Origin of the sequence: Micromonospora sp. NBC_00389, assembly GCF_036059255.1 — a bacterium.
Taxonomy (GTDB): domain Bacteria; phylum Actinomycetota; class Actinomycetes; order Mycobacteriales; family Micromonosporaceae; genus Micromonospora.
Genome location: NZ_CP107947.1, coordinates 1,082,266 through 1,108,270, shown reverse-complemented (window position 1 = coordinate 1,108,270; position 26,005 = coordinate 1,082,266). Strand labels below are relative to the sequence as shown.

The window sequence follows — 26,005 nt, the reverse complement described above, 5'->3', positions numbered from 1 at the left end:
GGGCGAGGGGCGGGCCCGGTCAGGAGCGCTCCGGCGTCCGCTCGGCCACCACCTCCAGGTACTCCGCCGGGATCCGCACGGTGGCGTCGGTGGCCCGGTTGTGCGTCCGGGCCAGCTCCACCAGGTCGGCGTGCAGGTGCGGTCGCCGTTCCTCGGGCAGCGCCTCGAACGCCTTCAGCGTCGGCCCGTAGTTGGCCCGGAAGAAGTTGGCGAACTCCTCCGGGGTGCCGAAGCGGAAGACGAACTCCCGGCGTACCGCCCGCACTTCACCCACGGCCCCGCCGAGCAACTCGCGGACCCGGCCCTCGTCGCCCCACTGGACCGGCGGGCGCAGCCCTGCCGGCGGCGGCACGTGCCGCCCCACCGTGCGGAACAGTTCGCCGATGAACCCCTGCGGCGTCCACGACGCCAACGCCACCGTGCCGCCGGGCCGGCAGACCCGGACCAGCTCGGCGGCCGCCCGCTCCTGGTCCGGCGCGAACATCACGCCGACGACGGAGAGCACCGCGTCGAAGGTGCCGTCGGGATACGCCAACCGCTCCGCGTCACCGGTCACGAAGGTGACCGGCAGCCGTTCCGCCGCCGCCCGGGCGTGGCCGCGTTCCAGCAGTTCGGGTACGTAGTCGACGCCGGTCACCGCGCAGCCGCAGCGGGCGGCGGCGATGGCCGCGTTGCCGGTGCCGGTCGCCACGTCGAGTACCCGGGCGCCGGCCGACAGGTCGGCAGCCGCGACCAGCCACTCGGAGATCGGGTGGATGAGCGCGGCGACCGCGCCGTAGTCGCCGCTGGCCCAGGTCACCTGCTGGCGTGCCTTGACGGCGCTGAGATCGATTGCGGTGGTCATCAGTGGTCCCCCTCGGACGGTTCGGTGTGTCACCGACGGTAGGCGGGGTGGCACTCCGGGGGATCGGTAGAAACACCTATGTTGGCGGCACCAGGCCCTGCCGGCGGGCCGCCGCGGCCGCCTGGCCCCGGCTGGGCACCGCGAGCTTGTCCAGCACCGCCGACACGTGGTGGCCGACGGTCCGGGCGGAGAGCGACAGCCGGGCCGCGATCTCGGCGTTGCTGAGCCCCTCGGCGAGCAGCGCCAGCACCTCCCGCTGCCGGGCGGTCAGGCCCGTCGGGTGCGCGGCTGTCGCCGGGCGCGGCCCCCTCGGCACCCGGGCCATCCCACGGCCGCGCAGTTCGGCCCGGATCCTGCGGGCCACGGCGATCGCGCCCAGCCCGTCCAGGATCCGCAGCGCCTCGGCGGCCGCCGGGTCGTCGCCGCAGGCCAGCGCCTCGGCACGGGAGTACGGGCAGCCGAGCTGGTGCCATTCCTCGGCTGCGCCGGCCCAGTCACCCTCGATCAGCCGCCGGTAGGGCGACGCCAGCGCGCCGGTGTCCCCGAACGGCTCGCCGACCTGCCACAGCCAGTACGCCAGCTCGCCGGCGTACCAGGGTTGGCCCGCGTCGACGGCGAGCCGGTGGGCACGGCGCAGCTCGGGGACCGCCGGTCCCGGCTCGCCGGCCAGCCAGTGTCGTTCCGCCAGGGCCGCGGCGACCGGCACGACGAACTGGAGTTCGCGGCTCTGCGCCGCCCAGCGCGCCGCCCTGTCCAGATGCTCGCCAGTGGTCGCCTCGCCCCGACGCGCGTCGAGCAGGCCCAGTGCGACCAGGGCCGGGACCAGGCTCCCCCCGGGCTGCGCGGTGCCGGTCAGCGCCCGTTCGGCGTCGGAGCGGGCACCGGCCCAGTCGCCGGTCGTCAGCCGCAGCCGGGACCGGTAGCCGAGCAGGTGCCGGGCGTACCCGTCGAGGTCCCGGGTCGTGGTGAAGCGCAGTGCCCGGTCCAGGGCCTCGGCAGCCGGCCCGATCCGGTGCCACTCCAGCGACATGGTGGCCAGGTTGACCAGCGCCCGGGCCGCGTGGTCGTCGAGGTGGTGGGCGACGGCCAGGGTGTGCCCACGTTCCAGCTCGATGATGCCGGCGACATCACCGCTCTGGAGGCGGGCCGAGCCGACGTTGACCAGGGCGTGCGCCTCGGTCTCCACGTCGCCGAGCCGTCGGGCCAGCTCCCGGGCCCGGTCACCCCACTCGATGGCCCGGTCGTTGTCGTCGGCGAGCATGAGCAGCTGCGACATGTTGCTGTAGGCCATCGCCAACTGCCTGCCGGGGGTCGCGGACTCCAGTACCCGAACCGCTCGGGTACCCGCCGTCCGGGCCGCCGTGCTGTCCCCGGTCCACCAGCACAGACGCGACACCCAGCGCAGGTTCTCGCCGATCCGCAGCGGATCGCCCTCGGCCTCCCGCATGGCGAGCGCGGCCCGCCGGGCGTCCAGCGCCTGCGCGGCCAACCCGGCGAGGTACGCGGCGGTCGCGTACGCCTCCAGCAACTCGGCCCGGCGCGGTGCCGGCAGGCCCGCGGCGTGGGGGAGCGCGACGGTGTAGTGGTCCGCCGCCTGCCGGTGCGCGCCCGCCCGGCTGGCCCGTTGGGCCGCCACGGGTGCCCAGTGCAGTACGGCCAGCGGATCGTCGGCGTGGTGAGCGTGGTGCACCAGCCGGGCGGCGTCCACATCCGCCCGGGGCGTGAGTCGGGCCAGCACGGCGGCGTGCAGCGCGACCAGGTGCACCGGGGAGAGTGACTCGCGTACCGCCCGGCCCAGCAGTTCGTGCCGGAACGCCACCGCATTGCCCACCGGGACCAGCACCCCCCGATCCAGGCACTCCTGCACGGCAGCCGCCGGGTGACCGTCGAGCAGGTACGGCTCGGCCCGGGACGGGACCACCGAGACCAGGGCGGCGACCTCCCGGGCCGGCGGCGACAACGCGGCCAGTCGGGCCAGCATCAGATCGCGTACGGTCGGCGGCACACCCGGGCCGGTCGCGGCCAGCACCTCGGTGACCAGCAGCGGGTTGCCGCCGGTGGCCTGGTACAACCCGCCCGGGGCGCGGCCGGCCCGCCGGGCCAGCTCCGCGACGGCATCGGTGGACAGGGCGGGCAGCGGCAACCGGCGGACCACTGGCCGGGGCAGGCCCGCGAGTACGGCGTGCAGTGGATGCTCCGCCCCGACCTCGTCATCGCGCAGGGTGAGTACGAGCAGCGCCGGGTGGCGGGCGAGCCGCCGCCCCAGGTACGCGATGAGGTCCAGGGTGGCCCCGTCCGCCCAGTGCGTGTCCTCCACCACCATCACTGTTCGGCGTCCGGGCCGGGAATCGGTCAGCTCGTCGAGGAGCGCGTCGAACAAGGCGTCACGGCGTTCGGCCTCCGCCGCCGTGTGCAGCGCGCTCAGTCGTTCCGCGAGTACGCCGCCGACCTGCCGGGCGATGTCGTGCACGGGGCCAAGCGCCCGTGGGGTCAGCAGTGGGTCACAGCTGCCCCAGAGCACCCTGGCCCCGGCCGTCGCCGCGAATGCACCGACCAGGGTGGACTTGCCGGCACCTGCCTCGCCCGCGACGAGCGCGATCGCGCCGCCGGGGGAGGCCAGCAGCCCGTCCAGGGTGGCGAGCGCGTCCGCGCGTTCCAGCAGCTCCATCGCGGTCGATGCTAGTCAGCGGGCGTCGCTCGGACGTCAGCCGCGACGGCAGCATTCACTGGACGTCTCCGTCGCCGCACCGGACACGGCTGCCCGTCGGACCCCGGGTTCCACGGTCTTCGGCACTCGTACGCGAGTGGCGCTGTGTCCGATTGGGTGCCGACCAACGACGCGGCGAAGGTGAGGGGCCACGACCGGACGTCAATGACGCTGGACCGGCAGCCGCGCTTTCGACTCGTGACCCAAATCGCAGGGTGCTCGCACGGATCGCTGCCTCAATGCGAGCGATGCTCGCCGGAAACGAATCAAGGCCCCTCGGTGGAGGGGCCTTGACCTGCTATTACCTCTGGTCGGGGTGGCCGGATTCGAACCGACGACCTCTTCGTCCCGAACGAAGCGCGCTACCAAGCTGCGCCACACCCCGAGGCGTGCCGACAAATAGTAGCCCACCCGCCGCGATGGTCAAACTCGGTACCCCCGCCGGCCGGACCCCGCCCGGAGCAGCCAAGATCCGCACAACTTCCGGGATGTAGTGGCCTTCCAGCGCGGTGAGGCACCTATTTCCCGGAAGTTGTGCGGATCTTGACGCCGGGCGTCGGGCGCCGGACGCCCGGCGCCGGGCGGCGGAGTGGCGGTCAGCGGGGGATCAGGGTGAGGATGCTCGCCTCCGGGGGGCAGGCGAAGCGGACCGGAGCGGTCGGGTGGGTGCCGAGGCCGGCGGAGACGTGCAGCCAGGATTCCGAGCCCGGCCACCGGTGCAGTCCGCGCGCCATCGAGCGGGGCAGGCCGCAGTTGGTCACCAGTGCCCCGGCGCCCGGTACGCAGACCTGCCCGCCGTGGGTGTGCCCGGCCAGCAGCAGCCCGAAGCCGTCGGCGGCCATCTGGTCGAGCACCCGAGGCTCAGGTGAGTGCGCGAGCGCGATGGACAGGTCCGCCGAGGACGAGACCGTGCCGGACACCGCCTCGTACTCGTCCCGGTCGATGTGTGGGTCGTCCACGCCGGCCAGGTCGAGTTGCCGGCCGCCGGCCTTCAGCGTGGTCCGTGCGTTGTTGAGGTCCACCCAGCCGGCGCCGGTGAACACCTGGCGCAGCTCCTCGTAGGGCAGCTCGGCGCCCTCGGTGTACTCCCGGTCGGGCAGGAAGTAGGTGAACGGGTTCTTCCACACCGGCCCGGTGTAGTCGTTGGACCCGAACACGAACGCGCCCGGGTAGTCCAGTAGCGGCTGGAGCGCCCGCAGCACCCCCGGCACGGCGCCCGGGTGTGCCATGTTGTCGCCGGTCACCACGACCAGGTCCGGGTCGAGTGCGGCCAGCGACGCCACCCAGCGCTGCTTGCGCGCCTGGTTGGGCATCATGTGCAGGTCCGACAGGTGCAGCACGCGAAGCGGCTCCGCGTCGGCCGGCAGCATCGGTACGTCGTACCGCCGCAGGGTGAACATGTTGCGCTCGATGAGCGACGCGTACGCGAGGGTGGCCGCGCCGACTGCGGCGGTTCCGGCGGCGAGTCGGAATAGTGTGCGCTTTCGCATGGCGTTCAGGGTAGTTTGACCGTCCATGAGCACGCTGAAGGACCGCCTCACTGCCGACATGCGTTCCGCGCTCAAGGCGCGCGACGAGCTGACCACCTCCACGCTGCGGATGGCCCTGGCCGCCGTCGGCACCGCCGAGGTCGCCGGCAAGGCCAAGCGCGAGCTCACCGACGACGAGGTGCTCGCGGTGCTGACCAAGGAAGCCAAGAAGCGCCGGGAGGCGGCCACCGCCTTCGCCGACGCCGGCCGCGCCGAGCAGGCCGCGAAGGAGACCGCCGAGGGCGAGGTGCTGGACCGCTACCTGCCCAAGCAACTCTCCGATGCCGAGCTGACCGAGCTGGTCACGGGGGCGCTCGCCGCGGGCGGCTTCACCGGTAAGGCCCAGATGGGCCCGGCGATGAAGTCGGCCCAGGCCGCGGTGGCCGGTCAGGCCGAGGGGGGCAGGGTGGCCGCCGAGGTACGCCGACAGCTCGGCCTCTGACCCGAGGGCACCGCCGCAGTCTCGTACCGGAGTAGTCCCGACAGACGAACGGGCGGGCACCCGCAGTGGGTGCCCGCCCGTTCGTGCGTCCGCGCTACCTCAGCCGCCTGGGCGGCCCGCGCCGGGTCGACCGGGCGGGTTACCGGGTTGCCCCGGGGTGGTGGTGCCCGGCGGGGTGGCCCCGCCGCCGCGGCTGATCTGGATGATGACCACGCCGCCCTTGATGGTGCGCCCGTCCGGGCTGGTGCCGGCCGCGTCGCCCGCCTTGCAGGACGAGGGGACCTTCGTCTCGGAGACGACCGGCTCGAAGCCGGCGCCCTTGATCCGGGACTTCGCGGTCTCCACCGACACGCATTTCACGTCGGGGATGCTGCGCTGGTCACCTTCGGAGATCTTCTGCCCCGGCGGTTCGAAGTTGACGCGGGGCTTGCCCTTCATCGCATCCCGCAGCGTCTCGTACACCGGCGGGTTGATGCCGTCCTTCTCCTTGTGCTTCATCTTGACGTTGGTCTGCGGCCAGTCCGGGTCGGCCATGATGCCAGCCACCGCGTACTGCTTGGTCATCGCGACCAGGGCGGCCGTCTTCTCCGAGTCGGTGGTGCCGGACTTGCCGGCCACCGGCGCGTCGACGATGCCCTTCACCACCCCGGCCGTGCGGCTGCCGCCACACTTGCTGGTCCTGGAGTTGTCGCCGACCGGGCAGCGGGCGGCGTCCACGGCGGCCCGGGCCACCTCGGTGCTGAACCGCTTCTCGCAGCGCGGGTTGGCGATGTCCAGCTTCTTGCCCTCCGGGTCCCGGATCTCCTGCACCGGGATCGGCTCGCAGTACTTGCCGTCAGCCGCGAGGGTGGCGTACGCGTTGGCCAGGTCCAACGGCGTGGTCGAGGAGACGCCCAGGGTGAATGCGCCCCACTGGTGGGCGGCGTCCTTGGTGCCGGCGAACTTGGCGTCGCTGCTGGCCCGGAACTGGATGCCGGCCCGCTTGGCGGCGTCGACCACGTTCTCCGCGCCCACCTGCTGCTGCAGCGGGACGAAGTACGTGTTGACCGACTGGGAGAACGCGCTCCACATGGTCTGCACGCCGCCGGCCTTCAGACCGGAGTTGGTCGGGCAGTAGAAGTGCGTCCCCTTGCAGGCCGCCGGGCTGCTGCTGTCGATGATGTATTCCGACTTGAACTGCTGCGGCGCATTGATCGTGTAGCTGAGCGGAATGCCCTTCTCCAGCGCCGCCACGATGCTGAAGATCTTGAAGGTCGAGCCGGCCTGGTAGCCGGCGATGCCGTCGCCACCGGTGAGCAGCGGGTTCACCGTCGCCGGATAGTTGCCCCGGATGCCCTTCTTGCTCTTCGCCGGATCACTGGAGATCTTGTTCTTCGGGTTCTTCGGGTCGTCGAGCTTGAACTGCCGGTTGACCGCGAGCGCCCGGACCCGCCCGGTGCCGGGCTCCACCACCGCGACCATGGCGGCTTCCTTGCTGTTCTCGCTCTTGGCCCTGCGGACGGCCGCGTCCGCGCCCTTCTGCGCCTGAACGTCGATCGACGTCACGACGGTGTAGCCGCCGCTCTTGAGCCGCCGCTCGCGGTCGTACGTGGTCGAGCCGAACGTCTCCTCCTGCATCCACCAGCGGTAGAAGTAGTCGCAGAAGAAGCCCCAGCTGTTGACGTTGGCGGCGACGCAGCCGTTCGGGGTGCGCTTGTCCTTCACCACCAGCTTGGTCGCCTTGGCCGCGTCGGCCTCCTGCTGGGTGATGGCCTTGATGTCGAGCATGTTCTGGATGACGTAGTTGCGCCGGTCCAGTGCGAGCGGGTAACCGGCCTTGGTGGTCGGGTCGTTGGTGGTGGGCGCCTTCACCATGCCGGCCAGCAGCGCCGCTTCCTCGATCTTCAGCTTGCTCGGCGGCTTTCCGAAGTAGACCTGGCTGGCGGCGTAGATGCCGTACGCGCCGTTGCCGAACGAGGCGAGGTTGAGGTAGCGGGTGAGGATCTCGTCCTTGGAGAATTCCTTGTCGACCTGGAGGGCCAGCCGCATTTCGCGGAGCTTGCGGGCGCTGGTGTCCTCGGTCGCCGCGACCACGTCGGCCGGGTGGGTCGCCGAGTAGGCGATGGCCAGCCGGACGTACTGCATGGTCAGCGTCGAGGCGCCCTGCCGGCCGGCGCTCTCGTTCTGGTTGTTCACGAACGCGCGGGCGACACCGTTGATGTCGACGCCGTTGTGCTTGTAGAAGTCATGGTCCTCGGCCGCGATGATGGCCTTCTGCATGTACGGCGAGATGTCGGCGAGCTTCACGTCCCGCCGGTTCTCGTCGTACATCGTCGCGAGCGGCGTCTTGCCGTCCGAGGCCAGTAGGTAGCTGATCTGCGGCGCGCGGGCCACCGTCAGCTCCGTGGGCAGGGCACCGAATGTCTCGGCGCCGGCCTTGGCGGCCAAGCCGGACATCGCCACCGCGGGGAAGGCCGCCGCAGCGACCACCACGCCAGCCAACAGGCCACATATGAGCAGCGATGCGGCGTTGGTCAGCACATTGTGGTCACGTTTCCGCATCCAGGTCACCTCGACAGGGTACGCGAGTAGGGAACGAGGGGCGCTAGGGCGTTCTTTCCCCATTTCCTGCGTGCGCTGCCCTCGTTGTGCTAAACGCACGACCCCCGGTGCGTGGTTGCGCGTGACCTGCCGTGAGTTTCCTCCAGTCGGAGGAGGCGGCGCAGCGTTTTCGCCGACCTCGGCGGGGTAACCGGCGGTCGAGAGCCCGGGACGCCGGGAGTGTCCGGAATGATGGATTTCGTCGACAACGTTGCGTAATCAGTCGACTACAGAGCATGATGGGGGCGGCGACAGAGCCACATGTCGTTCGCGCCGCCTTGGGGAAGGCAGGCCGGGCGATCGGGGGGAATTGCCGGCTGACGTGCAACGAGGTCGGTAGGTACTGCAAGGGGGGACGTGTACACATGGGCATGATTACTGACTGGCCGTCGCTGGCGGCGTGTCAGAACGGGGACCCGGACGCGTTGTTCGTACAGGGCGCCGAACAGAACGTGGCGAAGCGGATCTGCCGGAGCTGCCCAGTTCGTTACGAGTGCCTGGCCGACGCGCTGGACAACCGAATCGAGTTCGGTGTGTGGGGTGGCATGACCGAACGCGAACGGCGGGCGCTGCTGCGTCGTCACCCGCAGGTGACGAGCTGGCGCAAGATGTTCGAGGCCGCGATGAAGAAGAACAGCAAGGACAAGGCCGGCAAGGACAAGATCCTCGTCAGCGCGGCCAACTGACGCCGGTCACGGCCGGCTGATCGCCGCGCCGATCGTCCGCAGCCCGTCGACGTCGTGTACGTCGGCGGGCTGCGCCGTCACCGACACCGACGGCACCGCCGGGAACGCCTCGGTGAACCGCGCGGCCACCTGCTGCTCGCGTACCGCCTGACGGGCCAGCGCCGCGTGCGCTCGCAGCACCTCGGCGGTGGCCTCGTGCCCACCCAGCTCGGCCAGCCGCTCCGCGGCGAGCCGGCTCCGCTCGGCGTCCAGCTCCGGCACCGCCGGCCGGTGCACCCGGTTGAGCACCAGGCCGGCCAGCGGCATCTTCTCCTCCCGCAACCGGCCCGCGAAGTACGCGGCCTCCCGGACCGCGTCCGGCTCCGGTGCCGCGACCAGCACGAAGGCCGTCTCCCGCGCCTGGAGGATGCGGTACGTCTGCTCGGCCCGCTGCCGGAAACCGCCGAACATCGAATCCAGTGCGGCCACGAAGCCGGACAGATCGGTGAGCAGCTGCGCACCGAGGATCTTCTGCACCACCTTCGAGAACATCCCGAACGAGGCCGTGACCAGGCTGAACATGCTCCGCCCGCCGCTGCGCGCGGGGGCCATCAGCAGTCGCAGCATCCGGCCGTCGAGGAATCGGGAGAGCCGGGCCGGCGCGTCCAGGAAATCCAGTGCCGAGCGGGACGGCGGGGTGTCCACGACGATCAGGTCCCACTCGCCCCGGGCGTGCAGCTGACCCAGCTTCTCCATCGCCATGTATTCCTGCGTGCCGGCGAAGGTGGAGCTCATTGCCTGGTAGAACGGGTTCGAGAAAATCTCCGCAGCCTTCGCCGGATCGGTGTGCTGGAGCACCACGTCGTCGAAGGTGCGCTTCATGTCCAGCATCATGGCGTGCAGCTCGCCGCCGCTGGTCTCGACGTCGATCCCCTTGACCTGGCGGGGAGTGTTGTCCAGCTCGGTCAGGCCCAGCGACTGGGCCAGCCGGCGGGCCGGGTCGATGGTGAGCACCACCGTGCGCCGGCCGTGCTGCTCGGCGGCCCGCAGCGCCAGCGCCGCGGCCGTGGTCGTCTTGCCGACCCCGCCGGCACCGCAGCACACGATGATCCGCACGCCTGGGTCGGCGAGGATCTGGTCGACGTCCAGCTGCGGCGCCGCGTCTTCGGAAGGCACCAATCGAGCGTATCGGGCCGGGTGGGTCCAGCGCCCGTGCAGAGCTCAGGTGTGAGTCAATCGGCCCGGACGAGGGCCTGCGCCAGCGTCGCGAGCCCCAACCGGTCCACCCCGTCGGGCAGCAACGGCAGCTCGACCATCGGGAGCCCCAGCTCCACCAGGTCGGCTCGGAGCGAATCCTCCAGCTCGCGCCGGATGAACTGGTCGCGCGCCTCGTCGTGCAGGCCGGTGACGGTCTCCCGGTCGGCCGGCAGCCCGGCGGCGACCAGCCCGCGCTTCAGCTCGGCCGCACTGACCGCCCGGCCGGCGGGCAGCGGTGGCCGGGCGCCGTTGACGATCACCTTCCCGATCCCGAAGCCGAGCGAGGTCAGGTCGGCGATGGCGTCCACCGTCTCCTGCACGGGCATCTCCTCCAGCAGCGTGACCACGTGCACCGCGGTGATCGGGGAGCGCAGCAGCGCGGCGACCCCCTCGCTCTGGGTCTTGATCGGGCCGACCTTGGCGAGCCGGGCCGTCTCGGCCGTGACGTTGAGGAACCGGCCGATCCGCCCGGTCGGCGGGGCGTCCAGCACCACCGCGTCGTACACGCGCCGCTGCCCTGAGGTGCGGGTCGTGGCCTCCTTCACCTTGCCGGTGAGCAGCACGTCGCGCAGACCGGGGGCGATCGTGGTGGCGAAGTCGATGGCGCCGAGCTTGCGCAACGCCCGGCCCGCCGCACCCAGCTTGTAGAACATGTCGAGGTACTCGAGCAGCGCCTCCTCGGCGTCCACCGCCAGCGCGCGCACCTCGCCGCCGTCCGGGGCGTCGGCGAGGTGTCGCTCCTCGTACGGCAGCGGATCGATGCCGAAGAGCTGGGCGATGCCCTGCCGCCCCTCGACCTCCACCAGCAGGGTGCGCCGGCCGCCGGCGGCCAGCGCCAGGGCCAGCGCCGCCGCCACGCTGGTCTTGCCGGTGCCGCCCTTGCCGGTCACGACGTGGAGACGGGCCGACCATCCGTTACCGGCCGGGTCGGACGGCCGCTCAGCTGCACGCACCCGTCGAGCCTATCCAGGGTTGGCGGTCACGCGACCTCGCAGACCCACCAACCTGTCTTCTGCACCACGGTGAAGCGCAGGTCCTGGTCGGCCACCTTCTCGTCGGCGGTGGTCATGGTGATCCGGGTGGAGACGGTGGCCCGGTCTCCGGTCTGGTTGTCCACCTTGGGGCTGGTCCACCGGAAGCGCGGGTTCTGGTACTCGGCGGAGTACTTCTGCACCTCGGCCACCTTCGCCGCGATCTTCTCGTCGTCCCGGGAGGCGGCGCAGACGCGGCTGGCCGCCTTGGTCGCGTCGCGATCCTTGTAGACCGCGGTGAGGAACTCGTCGACGGCGACCGCCGGCTCCTTGGCGCCCTCGCCGTTCTCGACGTTGCGCAGGGTCAGGAACGCCACCACGCCGCCGCCCACGCAGAGCACCATGATCACGACCAGCGCGATCGCCGCGATCAGCAGGCCGCGCTTCTTCTTCGGCGCGGCAGCGCCCGGGTAGGGCGGGTAGCCGGAGGGGGGAGGCGGGATCGCCGAGGGGTCCTGAGTGCCTGGCCCAGCCGGTGCGGCTGCGCCGCCCGGACCCTCGGGCTGCCCGGCCAGACCAGGCTGCCCGGGGAAGTTCGTCCCGCCCGGCTGAGTGGGGAACGCCGGCCCGGCAGGCGGCGCGGGGAAGCCCGGCGACGCGGGGAAGGCCGGCCCGGCCGGCGACGCGGGGAAGGCGGGCGAGCCAGGGAATGCGGGCGATGCCGGCTGTGCAGGGAGCGCCGGCCTGGCGGGCTGCGCCGGGAGGGCGAGCGGGCCGGGCTGCGCGTCGGGGGCCGACTGGCCGGGGACGGCGGAACCGTCGGGCTGGCCGGTGGGATCCGGGTGAACGGGCGGGTGTGCGGGCTGGTCGCCGCTGGGCGGTTGGGTCATCTCTTCCCCCGGGGGTGCGGCGCCCGTCGCCACCCCTGGCGCCGAGCGTGATCGAGCGGGCGTCCGGGCGCTGCGCGACCGTCCGACCGGAAGGGTAGCGGTCAACCACCGGATCGATGTCGCCCCCGTCGTGCCGTGCCAGCTTCGAATTCGACCGGCTGGCCACCGGTGCGGAGCACCGTCGGGCTTCCTACCTGCAAGGTGTCGTATATGTGGCTCGGGGTGACCGATCGTGCGCGTCCTGTTGGCGGGACTGAGGCTCGGGACCTACCTTCGTCCCGGTGCGGGGGCCGGAACGGACGGATGGTTCGGACCGGAAGTGTGATCCGAGAGGTACGACCCCGGAGGCAGTACATGCGCGACGCGGACAATGTTCCTCGCACCCAGTTCCCGAACAACCGGCCGCGCAGGCCCGGGTCCGTCGGCGAGGCCGACGCGCCGGTGGGCAGCCTGCCGGTCAACGAGCGGTCGTACCGCCGGGTGCCGGAGTCGACGGAGGCGGCGCGGGCGCCGAGTCGCCCCATCGGGCGGGCCCGGGACGACGACGAGCCGGGCTTCGTCATCCACCTGCCGATCCGGGTGCCCGACCTGGCGGCGGCGACCACGCTGGCCGGTCGGGTCGCGGTGTCCCTGGGCTTTCTGCCGGAGCTGGACGCCGGCGAGACCACCGTGTCCAACGCCGACGACCAGAACAACCGGCACCGGGTCTTCTGCGACCTGCTGCTGCCCGACCGGTCCCGCTGCCCTCAGATGTACGAGCACGAGGGACCCTGCGGAGAGCTGCCGGCTGCGCCGGAGCAGCGTCCCGCACCTCACTCGGCCAGCGGACCGTAGGCTGTGCCTCGAAGAAGTCCGCACCGAGAGGGAGCCCTCCAGCGATGCAGAAGTGGGAATACTCCACGGTCCCGCTGCTGGTCCATGCGACCAAGCAGATCCTCGACAACTGGGGCGAGGACGGGTGGGAGCTCGTCGCCGTGGTCCCCGGGCCGAACCCGGACCAACTGGTCGCGTACCTGAAGCGGCCCAAGGCATGAGCAACGGCCCGCACGCGAAGCTCGCCGAGCTGGGGCTCGAACTGCCCGAGGTGGTGCCGCCGGTGGCCAGCTACGTGCCGGCCGTGCAGTCCGGGCAGCACGTGTACGTCTCCGGCCAACTGCCGATCGCCGAGGGGAAGCTGCTGGCCACCGGCAAGGTCGGCGCCGGAATCTCCGCCGAGCAGGCGAAGGACCTGGCTCAGCGGTGTGGGCTGAACGCGTTGGCCGCGGTCGACTCGCTGGTCGGCCTGGAGAATGTGGTCAAGGTGGTCAAGCTGACCGGTTTCGTGGCCTCCGCGCCCGGGTTCACCGGCCAGCCCGCCGTGATCAACGGTGCCTCCGACCTGTTGGGCACCGTCTTCGGCGAGGCCGGCCGTCACGCCCGCAGCGCCGTGGGGGTCGCCGAACTCCCCCTCGACGCCCCAGTGGAGATCGAACTCATCGTCGAGGTTGCCTGACGCGTCGCCACCCCCGCGACCATGCACTTCCGGCCCGGATGAAAGCCCTGAACAGGGATGAATCAGGGACCGAACGTGCATGATCGCGGGGTGTGGCGGGCGGGGTCGTACGATCGCAGCCATGAGCGGGCACGTGACGGCGCCGGCGGCGGCCCTCGCCGACGAGCTGCCGAGCTGGGTGACGCTGCTGCGCGCGCCGAACCCTGGCCCGATGACCCTCGACGGCACCAACACCTGGGTGCTGCGCGCCCCGGCGGCGGAGTACGGCGTCGTGGTCGACCCGGGGCCGGCGGACGAGGGGCACCTGACCCGGATCGCCGCGACCGGCCCGGTCGGGCTGATCCTGATCACCCACGGCCACCCCGACCACACCGAGGGCTCCGCCCGGTTGAGCGAGCTGCTCGGCGGGGTGCCGGTACGCGCCGTCGACCTGGCACACAGCATCGGCGCCGAGCCGCTGGCCGCTCGGCCCGAGCCACTGGACCTCCCCGGCCTGGCGGTGCGACCGGTACCCACCCCCGGGCACACCGCCGACTCGGTCTGCCTGCACGTCGCGTACGGCGACGAGCGGGTGGTGCTCACCGGTGACACCATCCTCGGCCGGGGCACCACGGTGGTGGCCCACCCGGACGGGCACCTCGGCGACTACCTGACCAGCCTGGAGTTGCTGTCCGCGTACCGGGGGATCCCGGCGCTGCCCGGACACGGCCCGGCGCTGGCCGACTGCGCCGCAGCGGCCGACTTCTATCTCGCCCACCGTCGGGCCCGGCTCGACCAGGTGCGGGCGGCGGTCACCGCCGGTGCCCGCACCCCGGCCGAGGTGGTCGCTGCGGTCTACGCCGACGTGGACCGCTCGCTCTGGTGGGCCGCCGAGTGGTCGGTCCGCGCCCAGTTGGAGTACCTGGGGGTCGCCACCGGGGAATCTGAGCCGGGGGTCAGTGGGTTGGAACACACGTGACCTGCCCCGTGTGTGGAACCGTCGCCGTTCCCGGTGCCCGGTTCTGCCACAATTGCGGTGCCGCGCTGCCGGCCGCCGCGACGTTGCCGGCGGCCGAGCGCCGGGTGGTCACCGTGCTCTTCGGGGACCTTTCCGATTTCACCTCCTGGTCCGAGGATCTTGACCCGGAACGGGTCGGTGCGGTCACCGACCGGGTGCTCGCCGCCCTCGCCGGCGCGGTGAAGACCTTCGGCGGGCACGTCGACAAGCTGACCGGTGACGGGATCATGGCGGTCTTCGGCGCCCCGGTGGCGCACGAGGATGACGCCGAACGCGCGGTCCGGGCCGCCCTGTCGATGCAGCGGGCGGTCCGCCGGGTGCTCGACGACGAGCGGGGCGGCGGTGCGCCGCTCGGGCTGCGGGTCGGACTGAACACCGGCGACGTCATCGCGGGCATCCAGGCCGCCATCGAGTACACGGTCATCGGGGACACGGTGAACACCGCCGCCCGGCTGGCCGACGCCGCCGCAGTCGGTGCCGTCTACGCCGGCGCCCGGACCGCCGCCACCACCCGGCACGTCGCCTCCTGGCGGGCGCTGCGCCCGTTGCGGCTCAAGGGCAAGCGCGAGCCGGTCGAGGCGTACGAGCTGCTGGGTCTGCTGGACGCGCCGGGCACCCGGTCCGGCCTCGGCGACGAGGCGCCCTACGTGGGCCGGGAGACCGAGATCGGTCGGGTCGCCGGGCGGCTCGCCGAGGTCATCGACCAGGGTGATCCGAGGGTGCTGCTGATGACCGCCGAGGCGGGCATCGGCAAGTCCCGGTTCGCCGCTGAGGTGGAACGCCTCGCCGCCGGGTACGACGTGGGCGCTGGCCGGTACGCCGCGCACACCGGTGCCCGGGTCCTCTCGGTGCGCTGCGCCGCCTTCGGTGAGCGGCGCCGGCTCGCGCCGCTGGCCGACCTGGTCCGCGCCGCCGTCGGCCTGCCCAGTGACGCGGCCACCGCGTTGACCCGGCCAGCGGTCGAGGAGCGGCTGCGCCGGCTCGGCCAGCGGCTGGCCCGGGCCGGCAGTGAGCAGCCGCCGATCGTCACCGATCAAGTGCTCGCCCTGCTCGGCTACGCCGACCTTCCCGCCCACGGCGGCACCGACAACGGCGAGTGGGGCAGCGCGGGCGCGCCGGCGGCCGACGCCGAGGCGGTGCCGAACGCGGTCGCCGACCTGCTCAGTGGGCTCGCCATGGAGGCGCCACTGGTGATCGTGGTGGACGACCTGCACGACGCCACCGCCGAGACGATCCGCGCTCTCGGGTTGACCCTGTCCCGACTCACCGGCCCGGTGCTGGTGCTGCTGCTCGGCCGCCCCGAGCTGGTCCGTACCGCCGGCGCGCTGACCCGGGTCGCGGACGCCGAGGTGCACTCCCTGCCGCCGCTGCGCGGCGCCGATGCCGCCCGGCTGCTCACCAGTTACCTCAGCGGCGGCAAGCTGCCGCAGGCCGACACGGACCGGCTGCTGGCCACCGCCCAGGGCAACCCGTTCTACCTGGCCGAGCTGGTCACCCTGCTGATCGAGCGCGGAGCGCTCACCACGGTGGAACCAGGGCGCGGCAACCGGGGCGCACCCGGCGAGCGGGACCAGGGCTCGACGGCCGGCTGGCGGCTGGTGCCCGGCTCGCTGGGCAGCCGGTTGCTCTCCCGGGACCTCGCCGCCGTGCTCGCGGCACGCATCGACGCGCTGCCGCCGGACGCCCGCTCGGTGCTGCGCGACGCCGCGGTCGTCGGTGACACGGTCCCGACCGGTGCGCTGGAGGCGCTGCGCGACCAGCGGGCCGGCCGCGACGGCCGACCGTCGGCGGTGGTCGCCGTCGAGCTCGACCGAGCCGTCGAGGAGCTGCTGCAACGGCGGATGCTGCACCGCACCCGTACCGGCTACGCGTTCGCCACCCCGTTGATGCGGGAGGCCGCGTACGCCGGGGTGAGCAAGGCGGAGCTGGCCGAGCGGCACGCCGCGCTGGCGCGCTGGGCGGCGCCGGGGGACGAGACGGCGGCCGGCGGGCCGGGCGGGTTCAACGAGGAGGCCCGGGACGACTTCGTGGCGACGCACGTCGAGCGGGCCGCCAGGCTCGCCGACGCGGTGAAGCTGCGTCCGGACGCGTCGGCCCGCGCGGTGGTCCCGCTCGGGGTCGCCGCGCTCGGCCGGGCCGCCCGCCGGTCACTGTCGGCGGGCGAGCCGGCGCTGGCCGTGGAGTACGCGGAGCGCGCCACCGAACTGGCCCGCGACGGGGTGCCGGCGGCCGACCGGGTGGTGCATGCCCGGGCGCTGCTCCAGATCGGTCGGGTCGTCGACGCCCTCGCCTTCGCCGAGAAGATTGCCGCGAACGCCGGGGACGAGGCGATCCGGGTCAGCGCCCTGCTGCTCGCCGGGCAGGCTCAGCAGACCGTCGGTGACCAGGGCCGGGCGGTGGTCGCCTGGCAGGAGGCGTTGCAGGTGGCCACTGCCGCCGGGCTGCCCACGCTGCGCGCCTCCGCGATGCGCCGGCTCGGCATGGCCGACTTCGTGGCCGGGCGGCTGAGCCAGGCGAGCAGCCGGTTGGCCGCCGCGTACCAGGTCAGCCTCGGCGCGCAGGACCGGCGCGGGCAGGCCTGGTCGTTGCAGAACCTGGCCTGGGTGACCACCACCCGGGGCGACTTCGCCGGCACCGACGCGGTGCTCGGCCGGGCCGCCCGACTCTTCGCCGAGCTGAAGGATCCGTACGGGCGGGCCTGGCTGCGGGGCACCACGGCTTTCGCCCGGCTGCTCGCAGGCCGGCTGCGGGAGGCGTGTCGGATGGCGCAGGTCTTCCTGCCCTTCGGCGAGCGGGTCGGGGAGGCGTGGGCGGTGGGCACGCTGCGCGCGGTGGCGGCGTTCGCCACGGCCGAACTGGGCGACCTGGCCGAGGCGGATCGGGAGGCCCGGCGGGCGTATCGCGAGTTCGCGGCCGCCTCCGACGACTGGGGGCGCGGGTTCGCGCTGGTGGTCCGGGCCGTGGTGGCGCGCGGGCTGGGCGAGCCGGAGCACGCGGCCGACCTGCTCACCGACGCCGTGGCGTACGCCGAGCTGACCTCGCACCCGCTGCTCACCGGGATGGCCGGGACGCTGCGTGGCTTCGTGGCGCTGGACATGGGCGACTGCGAGACCGCCGAGCAGGCCGCCCGCGCGGTGCTGACCGCCGTCGAGCCGCACAACCCGCAGGCCCCGGCGCAGGTGGCACCCCGGGTGCTGCTGGCCACCGCCCGGTTGGCCGCCGGCGACCCGGCGACCGCGGTCGGCCTGCTCGCCCCGGTGGCCACCGCAGCCGCGACCGCACCCTCGCTGCTCTTCTCCCGCCGCCAGGCGATGGCCCGGTACGCGTCGGCGCTGCTCGCCCACGGTCAGCGGGACCAGGCGCTGGACTGGGCTCGGCGGGCGGTCGCCGCGCCGGCCGAGGACGTGCGTAGTCAGGTGATCGCGGCCAGTGTGCTGGCCGAGGCGCTGGCCGCGTGCGGTCACCCGGCGGAGGCACTGGCCAGTGCGGACGAGGCGGTTCGGCTGGCATACGCGACCGAGCAGCGCAGCGAACGCGCCGCCGCCGACGCCCTGCGCGCGCGGCTCGCCGCCGTCTAGCCGGGGCGGTCCGCCGGCTGCCGGGACCCGATCCGGTTTTGACGGTTCCGGGGATGTGGTTGGTCGGGGCGAGCGGCTAGCGTGTCAACACCGTGCGGTGGTCCACAGGTGATCGTCGCGGCGCCTGGGGAGGCCCTTCATGAAGTTGCCGCGTTCCGCCGCGGGCTGGACAATCGCTGTCTTCGGCGTGTTGGCGCTGGTGATGGGCGTGCTCGGGCTGCTCTGGCCGGAGGCGCTGCTGCGCATGCTCGGGTTGGACGTGCCGACTACTCGCTCCGCCGGTGACCACACTGGCACGTTCCTGCTGGCGTCCTCGATGGCGTCGTTCAACATGGGGGTCTACTACCTGCTCGCCACGGTCACCGAGTGGCGGGCCTTCTACCGGTTCACGGTGGTCTTCCGTCTGGTCACCTTCACCGTGTTCACCATCGCCGTGCTGGCCGACATCGCCCCCGACCGGTTCTTCGGGGTGGCCGCCTGGGAGGGGCTGGGCGCACTGGCCACCGCCGTCGGCCTGCGCCTGGACGCCCGCAGGGGCGCGCCGGTCGGCATCGACGCGACGCCCAACGGCACCGACCCGGCCTTGCCGGCGGGCGACGCCGGGGACGGTCCCGGCGCTGCCGGCGCCGCTCCGGCGGACGCGGTGCGCTGAGCGACTGGCCGGGTTGGGTATTTTCGAGCAGTGACCGACACCCCGACTGGCGGCTTGCCAGTGCCGATCGTGCCCGGTCTGACCGATTTGCGGGTCTTTGCCCGGGGTGGTTACGCGACCGTCTACCAGGCCACCCAGATCTCGGTGGGGCGTGAGGTCGCCGTCAAGGTGGAGAACCGCACGCTGGACAGCGAGCGCGACCAGGCCCGTTTTCTTCGTGAAGCGCGGGCGGCCGGGCGGATGTCGTCGCACCCGCACGTGGTGGACCTCTTCGACGTCGGGGTCACCATCGACCAGCACCCCTACCTGATCATGGAACTCTGCGACGGGTCGTACGCCGAGCGCATGCGCACGTCGCCGCTGGGCCCGATCGAGGCTCGCGACCTCGGCCTCAAGATCGCTGACGCGCTGGCCCACTCGCACGCGGCCGGCGTGCTGCACCGCGACGTCAAGCCGGCGAACATCCTCTACTCGCCCTTCAACTCGGCGGTACTCGCCGACTTCGGGCTGGCCGTGCTCGCGGAGCATCGGGACGCCTCGGTCACCCTGGAGGTGCTCACGCCGGCGTACGCGCCGCCGGAGATGTTCAGCCACAGCCCGCCGTCGCCGGCCGTCGACGTGTACGCGCTCTGCGCCACCCTCTACGCGGTGATGCACGGCCGGCCGCCGCGCTGGCAGTCCGAGCGCAACCCCAGCCTGGTCACCGTGCTGGAGATGTTCAACCAGCCGGTCCCCACCCTGCCCGGCGTGCCGGACGAGCTGATCGACGTGCTGCGCGTCGGCATGGCCAACGACCCGGCCGAGCGGCCCTCCGCCCTCGAACTGCACGAACTGCTCGCCAGCCTGCCGCTCGGCTCGCCGTCGGCACCCGTCAGCGGCGCCCCGGTCAGCGGCAGCCCGACCCACTCCGGCCCGTACGCCACCGGCCAGCCCGTACCCCGCCCTCCTGTCGAGGACGCCCACCCGACGGCTCCCGGCGGGCGGCGCTCCCTGCGGCGCTGGTTCCTCGGCGGCGCCGGGGTTCTCGCGCTCGCTGCCTCGGCAACCGCCGGAGCCCTGGTGGCCAGCAGCCCGCAACCGCCCAACCCGACCCCGTCGGTGAGTCGGGCCGCCGCGCCGGCGACCGGGCCACTGCCCGGCTGCACCACCGCCGCCGGCGCGCAGACCGCCCTGCCGGACGGCGCACGATGCCTGCCCGAGCTGGAGTGCTTCGGCCCGGTGCGGATCCGCGGCACCCGTGCCGAGGCGGTCCGGGTCCCCTGCGCCGGGCGGCACACCTGGGAGACGTACGCCGAGGGCCTCCTGCCGGTGTCGCTGATCGGCGCCGAATACGACGACGTGGTCGCCGCCGAGCCGGTGCGCAAGGTGTGCAGTGCGACCACGTTCCGGTTGACCACCGGGATCACCGAGTCGGCCGGCTGGCACCTGGAGGTGCTGCCGCCGGTGGACGGCAGCATCGACCGGACCTACCGGTGCCTGGCCGGGCGGGGCGTGGACGCGCTCACCGCGCCCACCCTCACCGGGCGCTGAGCCCGCCCGGCCCGCGCCGCCGTTCATGCACCGCACGCAACGCGTCCCGGCTGTCCAGGGCGTCGAGGGTGTCCGCGTCCAGCCCGTACGGCATTAACTCCGGCGGCCCGGCGGCCGGCCGGTCCGCCGGCTCCGGGTCGTCGCCCTGTCGGGCGGCGGAGACGGCCACCCCGGCGACCATGGTCAGCAGGACACAGAGCAGCGCGAGGACCACGCCGAGAAGATCCTGGCGGCGCCAGACGACCAGCATGACCAGCGGCGCGAGGGCTCCCAGCGCCGCGACCACCGCTACGATCCGCGCATCGGGCCTGGACAGTCGGCTCACCCCTCCAGCATGTCGCGGCCGGGCCGGCTGTCAACCGCAGAGAGCTGACCGGCGCGCCGCTCCGAGTTGATCGACCGGCTTGGCTGGAGCGACCAAAACGGTGCGCACACGGAATGGACCGAAACCGCTACTCTCGGTGTCCCGCAGGCTCTTTCGGCAGCGAGGTCGCCCATGAACTCAGGCAGTTCGCAGTCCCGGCTCCGCTCGATCGCGACGACGTTGGCGGTCGCCCTGACCCTCACCCCGGCCGCCGCCGCCGGGTGCGACAGCCGTCAGGAGCCGGACCTGCCGTCCGTGCAGGAGAAGATGCGCGAGACACACATCTACGGCCAGTCGAAGCTGCGCATCGGTGTCGCCACGAACGAGCCGCTCATGGGTGAGTTGCGAAACGGCCAACACGTCGGTTTCGACGTCGAGATCGCCCGGTACGTCGCCGCCTCCCTCGGCTACGAGGGGGACCAGCGCCTGGAGTTCGTTCCGGTGGCCACCGAGGAGCGGATCCCGGCGCTGCAGGGCGGCACGGTAGACCTCGTGGTGTCCAGCTTCTCCATGACCGAGAAGCGCAAGGAGGTCGTGAGCTTCGCCGGGCCGTACTTCGTCACCACCCAGGAGGTGATGGTGCCGATCCGGCTCAGGGGCAAGATCAGCACCATTGAGGACCTTCGTAACCCGGACTACAAGATCTGTACCAGCGGCGGCTCCACCTCCGAGGCCGAGCTGGAAAGTCACCAGGTCAGGGCCCTGGTCGTGAAGACCGTTGGTGACTGCGTCGCCGGCATCCGGGCAGGCCGCTACGACGCGGTCAGCTCCGACGAGACGATCCTCGCCGGCTTCCTGGCCCGTCACCCGAAGGAGTTCGAGATCGTCGACCTGCCCTTCGGCACCAGCGAGTTGCTGGGCGTCGGCATGCCGATCGGCGACCCGGCACTGCGCGACCTGGTTGCGTTCTTCCTACAGAAGAGCTACCAGCAGGGGCGGGACGAGGAGGCAAGTCCCTGGCAGACCGCGTACAACAGGACTCTGGGCCCGTGGCTGAAGGCCGAGAAGCGCCAGCCGCAGCCGCTGGAGGTGCCGAAGCTGGTCGACTTCGACGACAAGGCGCCCGCGAAGTGAGCACGGCGCCGACCGCCACCGGCGGCGACGGCCCGGTCCCGCCGCCCCGCACGTCCGTGCCGGGCGCCGCCGCCGCCTCGCCGAGCATCGACGGTACGGAGGCTGCCGCGTCCTCGGCCGTCGACGGTTCGGCCGCTGGCGCCGTGGGTGGCCTCGACTGGCCGGTCGGCGTGCCGGCCGCCGAACCCGCCGAGCCGGTCGTCGCCGACGTCGAGCCCGGGCGGGTCCGGTGGGACCCGGCGGAACGGCGCGCCCGCGCCAGCCAGTCGTTCTGGACCGCCGTGGTGGGCGTACCGGCGATCTTCTCGGTTCTCCGCCTCGGGGTGGAGGCGGGCGGCGAACTCCAGACCACGCTGCTGCTGGTGGCAAACGTCGGGCCGGTCAACCTGCTGGCCGGCTTCCTGACCACGGCGGCCCGGCTGCTCTCCACCGGCATGGTCGCCGTCTTCGCGCTCGGCGCGGTGCTGGCCGTCAGCGCGGATCGACTCCCGCCGGGCACCCGTCGTCGACCGCTCTTCGCCCGCTGGGCCGACATCACCCCGGCCTGGGTGGTGCTGGCAAGCTTCCTGCTCGCCCTGATCACCTGGCCGCTGCTCTACCTTCCGCTGCTGTTGCCGGCGTTCGTGGCCGCGTTCCAGCTCCGCCCCGGCCGGCTGCACGAGCGGGTCGCGCCACGGGTGTTGCTGATCGTCGCGCTGCTCGCCGGGTACGGCTGGCTGGTACTGCCCACGCTGCGCGACGCGGTGGACCAGGGGGGCGAGCGGCTGGTGCTGGCGCTCATCGTGGTGCCGCCGTTGCTGGCCCTCTTCATCGCCGGGCCGCTGCCCGGGATGGTGATCCGGCCGCTGGCGTCGGTGACCGAGGTGGCGGTGCTGGCCATGCTGGTCTGGGCCGCGCTGCCGGTGATCAGCACGCCGGTGCTGCCGCTGACCGTCACCACGGTGGGCGCGGAGAACGGCCCCACCGAGGACGTTCGCGGGCACGTGGTCACCACCGACGACGTCAACATGGTGATCCTTCAGGAGCAGGGCGGCGTGCGGTACGTCCCGGTCGACCTGGTACGCGCTCAGGTGCTCTGCCCGAGCGAGGAGGAGCTCCCCCGACACCGGCTGCGCATCCACGACTTCCACGTCGAGGACTCGCTGCTGGAGGGGCTGGGCCGCCGCGTCCGACCGGTGCACCGCATCGACGCCGCCTGCCGCACTCCCGGTTGAATGCTGCCGCTGTGGCTCGTGGTGGGGCGGGTCAGTAGGACTTGTCCTGGCCGAGGACGTGCTGGGCGACGAAGTTGAGGATCATCTCCCGGCTGACCGGGGCGATCCGGCCGGCCCGAACCGCGCCGAGCAGGGTGGCCACCCCGTACTCGGTGGTCATGCCGGCCCCGCCGAGCGCCTGGACGGCGGTGTCCACGGCGAGCGCGGCAGCCTCCCCGGAGGCGTACTTGGCCATGTTGCCGGCCACCCCGGCCTCCAGGTCGCGGCCGGCGTCGTACAGGGTGGCGGCCTTCTGGATCATCAGTCGGGCCAGTTCCACCTGTACCGCCGCGTGCGCCAGCGGGTGGGACACCGCCTGGTGGGAGCCGATGGTCCGACCACCCCACACCTTGCGGGTGGCGGTGTACTCGCTGGCTCGCTCGATGGCGTACCGGCCGGTGCCGGCGCCCATCGCGGCCACGGTGATCCGCTCCGGGTTGAGCCCCGCGAAGAGCGCCGGCAGGCCGGCGTCCAGCGACTCGCCGACCAACGCGTCGGCGGGCAGTCGTACGTCGTCCAGGTAGAGGAGGAACTGGTTCTCCGGGGACAGGATCTCCATGTCCAGCTTGGACCGGGTCAGCCCGGCCGCGTCCGTCGGCACGAGGAACAGCGCCGGCTTGAGCTTTCCGGTCGCCGCGTCCCCGGTACGGGCCACCACCAGCACGTGGTCCGCCTCGTCCACGCCGGAGATGTAGCACTTGCGGCCGGAGAGGAGCCACCCGTCGCCGTCGCGGCGGGCCACCGTGCCGAGGCGGTGGAAGTTGGAGCCGGCCTCCGGCTCGGTGATCGCGAAGACGATCTTCTGGGAGCCGTCGGCGAGGCCGGGCAGGTGCCGCTTGCGCTGCTCCTCGGTGCCGTGCCGGCTGAGGATGGTGGCCGCGATGGCGGGGGAGACCACCAGCAGCAGCAACGGACAGCCGGCCGCCGCCAACTCCTCGCAGACGATGGCCAGCTCGGTGATGCCGCCGCCCCCGCCGCCGTACTCGGTGGGGATGTTGACCCCCAGGTAGCCGAGCTGGCCGGCCTCGGTCCACAGCTCGGTGGTGTGCTCGCCGGCCTTCGCCTTCTCGACGAAGTAGCCGTGGCCGTACCGGCGGCCCAACGCCCGCACGGCGTCGCGCAGCTGGTCCTGCTCGGGGGTGAGGTCGAAGGTCATCGGGAGTCCTCCTCGGGGTTCGACTGCTCCAGGTCGAGGTGCGGCGCAAGACGCACCGAGCTGGAGCCGTCGATAACGGCCAGCACGGCGCCGGTACGCACCTGACCGCCGGCCGGCACCGGCAGTTCGGCGACGACACCGTCGGTCGGGGCGAGCACGGGATGTTCCAACTTCATCGCTTCCAGGGTGAGCAGCGGATCGCCGGCCGCGACCCGTTGGCCGACCTGGACGTGCACCCGGGTCACCGCGCCGGGCAGCGGCGCGAGCAGAGACCCGGCGGCCAACTCCGCGGTGGGCAACGGGAAACGCGGCAGCTCGGTCAGGCTCGCCGCCCCGTCCGGGCCGTCCACGAAGACCGCCGACCCCACCCGGTGTACGCCGTACGCGTGCCGCACGCCGTCGACGTCGAGCACCACCCGGCCCGGGGCGGCCTCAACCAGTGCCACGGCGCGATCGGCGACGGGGTCGGTGGACCACTCGGCGAGCCCGCCCGTGCGGTCCAGCCGGTAGCGGACCTCGATCTCGCCGTCCGCCCCGGCGAAGCGGGTGACCTGCGGAACGGCGGGCACGTTGCGCCAGCCCGACGGCAAGCCGGTGAGCACCCGGGAATCGGCGCGACGGCCGGCGGCCGAGGCGAGCGCCGCCGCGAGAGCGGCCAGCGGGAGCCGGTTGGCGGGGAGCAGCGGGGCGAAGACCTCCGGGTGCCGTTCCAGGAACCCGGTGTCGATCTCCACGGCGGCGAATGCGGGGCTGCGCAGCACGCGGACCAGCAGATCCCGGTTGGTCGTCAACCCGTGCAGCTCGGCCCGGGCCAGCGCGGTGGCCAGCAGTCGGGTCGCCTCGGCCCGGGTCCGGCCCCACGCGACCAGCTTCGCGAGCATCGAGTCGTAGTGCACGCCGACCACCGAGCCGGCCACCACGCCCGAGTCGAGCCGCAGCCCGGGCCCGGCCAGCGCGCCGAACTCGGTGACCACACCGGAGACCGCGAATCGGTGCAGGGTGCCGGTGGCCGGCCGCCAACTCGCTGCGGCGTCCTCGGCGCAGAGGCGTACCTCGATCGCGTGGCCGGTGCTGGCCGGCAGCGCCGCCGGCAGCGGCTCACCCTCGGCGACGAGCAGTTGCAGCCCGACCAGGTCCAGCCCGGTGCACAGCTCGGTGACCGGGTGCTCCACCTGGAGCCGGGTGTTCATCTCCAGGAAGAAGAACTCTCCGCCCGGGGCGAGCAGGAACTCCACCGTGCCGGCGCCCAGGTAGTCGACCGCACGACCAGCGGCCACCGCCGCCTCGTGCAAAGCCGTCCGCACCTCCGCCGGCACGACCGCCGGCGCCTCCTCGACAATCTTCTGGTGCCGGCGCTGGATCGAGCACTCCCGGTCGCCGAGGGCGACCACCCGACCCTGGGTGTCGCCGAAGATCTGCACCTCGACGTGCCGGCCGCGTTCGACGTACCGCTCGATGAAGACCGTCCCGTCGCCGAACGCCGCAGCGGCCTCGCGGCGCGCCGAGGCGACGGCCTCGGCCAGCCCGGCGGCGTCCCGGACGATCCGCATCCCGCGCCCGCCGCCACCGGCGGACGCCTTCACCAGCACCGGGAAGTCGGTGATCTCGTCGGTGTCGGTCCAGCTGGGCAGCATCGGCACGCCCGCGTCGGCGAGCAGCGCCTTCGCCGCCAACTTGTCGCCCATCGCGCCGATCACCTTTGCCGGCGGCCCGACCCAGATCAGCCCGGCGTCGGTCACCGCCGCCGCGAACTCGGCGTTCTCGGCCAGGAAGCCGTAGCCCGGGTGGACGGCGTCCGCGCCGCTGCGGCGGGCCGCGTCCAGGATCAGGTCGACCCGCAGGTACGTCTCGGCCGGCGTGTTCCCCGGCAGCCTCACCGCCTGGTCGGCCTCCAGGACGAACGGCGACGCGGCGTCCGCGTCCGAGTGCACGGCGACCGTCTCCACGCCGAGCGCTCGGCAGGTCGCGAAGACCCGACGCGCGATCTCCCCCCGGTTGGCCACCAGAAGTCGGTTGATCATGTT

Annotated in this window: 21 protein-coding genes and 1 tRNA gene; 11 read left to right on the top strand and 11 right to left on the bottom strand. The window is 72.9% G+C overall.

From position 1 onward, the window contains the following. Window positions 1-19: 19 nt before the first annotated feature. From OG470_RS05260 to OG470_RS05245, 4 genes are all read right to left on the bottom strand, one after another. On the bottom strand, window positions 20-844 hold the full coding sequence (locus OG470_RS05260; protein WP_328421330.1) for a class I SAM-dependent methyltransferase: 825 nt from the start codon (window positions 842-844) through the stop codon (window positions 20-22). Window positions 845-920: 76 nt separating this feature from the next. After that, a complete protein-coding gene (locus OG470_RS05255) occupies window positions 921-3,512 on the bottom strand; it encodes an ATP-binding protein (RefSeq protein WP_328421328.1) in 2,592 nt (863 codons plus the stop codon). Window positions 3,513-3,859: 347 nt separating this feature from the next. Continuing rightward, window positions 3,860-3,936 (bottom strand) — tRNA-Pro (locus OG470_RS05250). A 211-nt stretch (window positions 3,937-4,147) separates the two neighbouring features. After that, window positions 4,148-5,041, bottom strand: a complete 894-nt coding sequence (locus tag OG470_RS05245; RefSeq protein WP_328421327.1) for a metallophosphoesterase — start codon at window positions 5,039-5,041, stop codon at window positions 4,148-4,150. A 25-nt stretch (window positions 5,042-5,066) separates the two neighbouring features. Between OG470_RS05245 and OG470_RS05240 the strand changes: the two genes are divergently transcribed. Next, a complete protein-coding gene (locus tag OG470_RS05240; protein WP_328421326.1) occupies window positions 5,067-5,522 on the top strand; it encodes a GatB/YqeY domain-containing protein in 456 nt (151 codons plus the stop codon). 99 nt (window positions 5,523-5,621) lie between these two features. On the opposite strand, the gene OG470_RS05235 is transcribed toward OG470_RS05240, so the two are convergent. Beyond that, window positions 5,622-8,063, bottom strand: a complete 2,442-nt coding sequence (locus OG470_RS05235; RefSeq protein ID WP_328421324.1) for a penicillin-binding protein — start codon at window positions 8,061-8,063, stop codon at window positions 5,622-5,624. 404 nt (window positions 8,064-8,467) lie between these two features. On the opposite strand from OG470_RS05235, the gene OG470_RS05230 reads away from it, so the two are divergent. Continuing rightward, a complete protein-coding gene (locus OG470_RS05230; RefSeq protein ID WP_030328078.1) occupies window positions 8,468-8,788 on the top strand; it encodes a WhiB family transcriptional regulator in 321 nt (106 codons plus the stop codon). Between the two features lie 6 nt (window positions 8,789-8,794). Here OG470_RS05230 and OG470_RS05225 read toward each other — a convergent pair whose 3' ends face one another. Genes OG470_RS05225 through OG470_RS05215 form a run of 3 tightly spaced genes read right to left on the bottom strand, consistent with a single transcriptional unit; the run spans window position 8,795 to window position 11,570 of the window. Then, a complete protein-coding gene (locus OG470_RS05225) occupies window positions 8,795-9,946 on the bottom strand; it encodes an ArsA family ATPase (RefSeq protein ID WP_328421321.1) in 1,152 nt (383 codons plus the stop codon). 53 nt (window positions 9,947-9,999) lie between these two features. Further along, window positions 10,000-10,977, bottom strand: coding sequence for an ArsA-related P-loop ATPase (locus OG470_RS05220; protein ID WP_328421319.1), 978 nt, complete (start codon window positions 10,975-10,977; stop codon window positions 10,000-10,002). Between the two features lie 26 nt (window positions 10,978-11,003). Further along, the gene (locus OG470_RS05215; RefSeq protein ID WP_328426140.1) at window positions 11,004-11,570 is read right to left on the bottom strand and encodes an Rv0361 family membrane protein; all 567 of its coding nucleotides are present in this window, start codon (window positions 11,568-11,570) and stop codon (window positions 11,004-11,006) included. Window positions 11,571-12,239: 669 nt separating this feature from the next. Between OG470_RS05215 and OG470_RS05210 the strand changes: the two genes are divergently transcribed. The 7 genes from OG470_RS05210 to OG470_RS05180 all read left to right on the top strand — a co-directional run bounded on the left by OG470_RS05210 (window position 12,240) and on the right by OG470_RS05180 (window position 20,134). Beyond that, window positions 12,240-12,719 carry a hypothetical protein gene (locus tag OG470_RS05210; protein WP_328421317.1) on the top strand — a complete coding sequence of 160 codons (480 nt, stop codon included), beginning with the start codon at window positions 12,240-12,242 and terminating at the stop codon, window positions 12,717-12,719. A gap of 44 nt (window positions 12,720-12,763) precedes the next feature. Further along, window positions 12,764-12,919, top strand: coding sequence for a DUF4177 domain-containing protein (locus OG470_RS05205; RefSeq protein ID WP_007466198.1), 156 nt, complete (start codon window positions 12,764-12,766; stop codon window positions 12,917-12,919). Beyond that, window positions 12,916-13,377, top strand: a complete 462-nt coding sequence (locus tag OG470_RS05200) for a RidA family protein (protein ID WP_328421314.1) — start codon at window positions 12,916-12,918, stop codon at window positions 13,375-13,377. The genes OG470_RS05205 and OG470_RS05200 overlap by 4 nt, the downstream gene beginning before the upstream one ends. A 121-nt stretch (window positions 13,378-13,498) precedes the next feature. After that, window positions 13,499-14,335, top strand: coding sequence for an MBL fold metallo-hydrolase (locus OG470_RS05195; protein ID WP_328421312.1), 837 nt, complete (start codon window positions 13,499-13,501; stop codon window positions 14,333-14,335). Further along, on the top strand, window positions 14,332-17,952 hold the full coding sequence (locus OG470_RS05190; RefSeq protein ID WP_328421310.1) for an adenylate/guanylate cyclase domain-containing protein: 3,621 nt from the start codon (window positions 14,332-14,334) through the stop codon (window positions 17,950-17,952). Before OG470_RS05195 ends, OG470_RS05190 begins: the two co-directional genes overlap by 4 nt. 139 nt (window positions 17,953-18,091) lie before the next feature. Next, the gene (locus OG470_RS05185) at window positions 18,092-18,604 is read left to right on the top strand and encodes a hypothetical protein (protein ID WP_328421308.1); all 513 of its coding nucleotides are present in this window, start codon (window positions 18,092-18,094) and stop codon (window positions 18,602-18,604) included. Between the two features lie 30 nt (window positions 18,605-18,634). Continuing rightward, the gene (locus tag OG470_RS05180) at window positions 18,635-20,134 is read left to right on the top strand and encodes a serine/threonine-protein kinase (protein ID WP_328421306.1); all 1,500 of its coding nucleotides are present in this window, start codon (window positions 18,635-18,637) and stop codon (window positions 20,132-20,134) included. On the opposite strand, the gene OG470_RS05175 is transcribed toward OG470_RS05180, so the two are convergent. Next, window positions 20,121-20,459, bottom strand: a complete 339-nt coding sequence (locus OG470_RS05175; protein ID WP_328421304.1) for a hypothetical protein — start codon at window positions 20,457-20,459, stop codon at window positions 20,121-20,123. The genes OG470_RS05180 and OG470_RS05175 overlap by 14 nt on opposite strands. 171 nt (window positions 20,460-20,630) lie before the next feature. Between OG470_RS05175 and OG470_RS05170 the strand changes: the two genes are divergently transcribed. Further along, on the top strand, window positions 20,631-21,572 hold the full coding sequence (locus OG470_RS05170; protein ID WP_328421302.1) for a transporter substrate-binding domain-containing protein: 942 nt from the start codon (window positions 20,631-20,633) through the stop codon (window positions 21,570-21,572). Continuing rightward, window positions 21,569-22,786: a hypothetical protein gene (locus OG470_RS05165; RefSeq protein WP_328421300.1), complete on the top strand. Its 1,218-nt coding sequence runs from the start codon at window positions 21,569-21,571 to the stop codon at window positions 22,784-22,786. The genes OG470_RS05170 and OG470_RS05165 overlap by 4 nt, the downstream gene beginning before the upstream one ends. A 31-nt stretch (window positions 22,787-22,817) precedes the next feature. Here OG470_RS05165 and OG470_RS05160 read toward each other — a convergent pair whose 3' ends face one another. Both OG470_RS05160 and OG470_RS05155 read right to left on the bottom strand, forming a co-directional pair. Continuing rightward, window positions 22,818-23,981, bottom strand: a complete 1,164-nt coding sequence (locus tag OG470_RS05160) for an acyl-CoA dehydrogenase family protein (protein ID WP_328421298.1) — start codon at window positions 23,979-23,981, stop codon at window positions 22,818-22,820. Further along, complete coding sequence (locus OG470_RS05155) at window positions 23,978-26,002, bottom strand: acetyl/propionyl/methylcrotonyl-CoA carboxylase subunit alpha (RefSeq protein WP_328421296.1); 2,025 nt, start codon at window positions 26,000-26,002, stop codon at window positions 23,978-23,980. Before OG470_RS05155 ends, OG470_RS05160 begins: the two co-directional genes overlap by 4 nt. Between the last annotated feature and the right edge of the window lie 3 nt (window positions 26,003-26,005).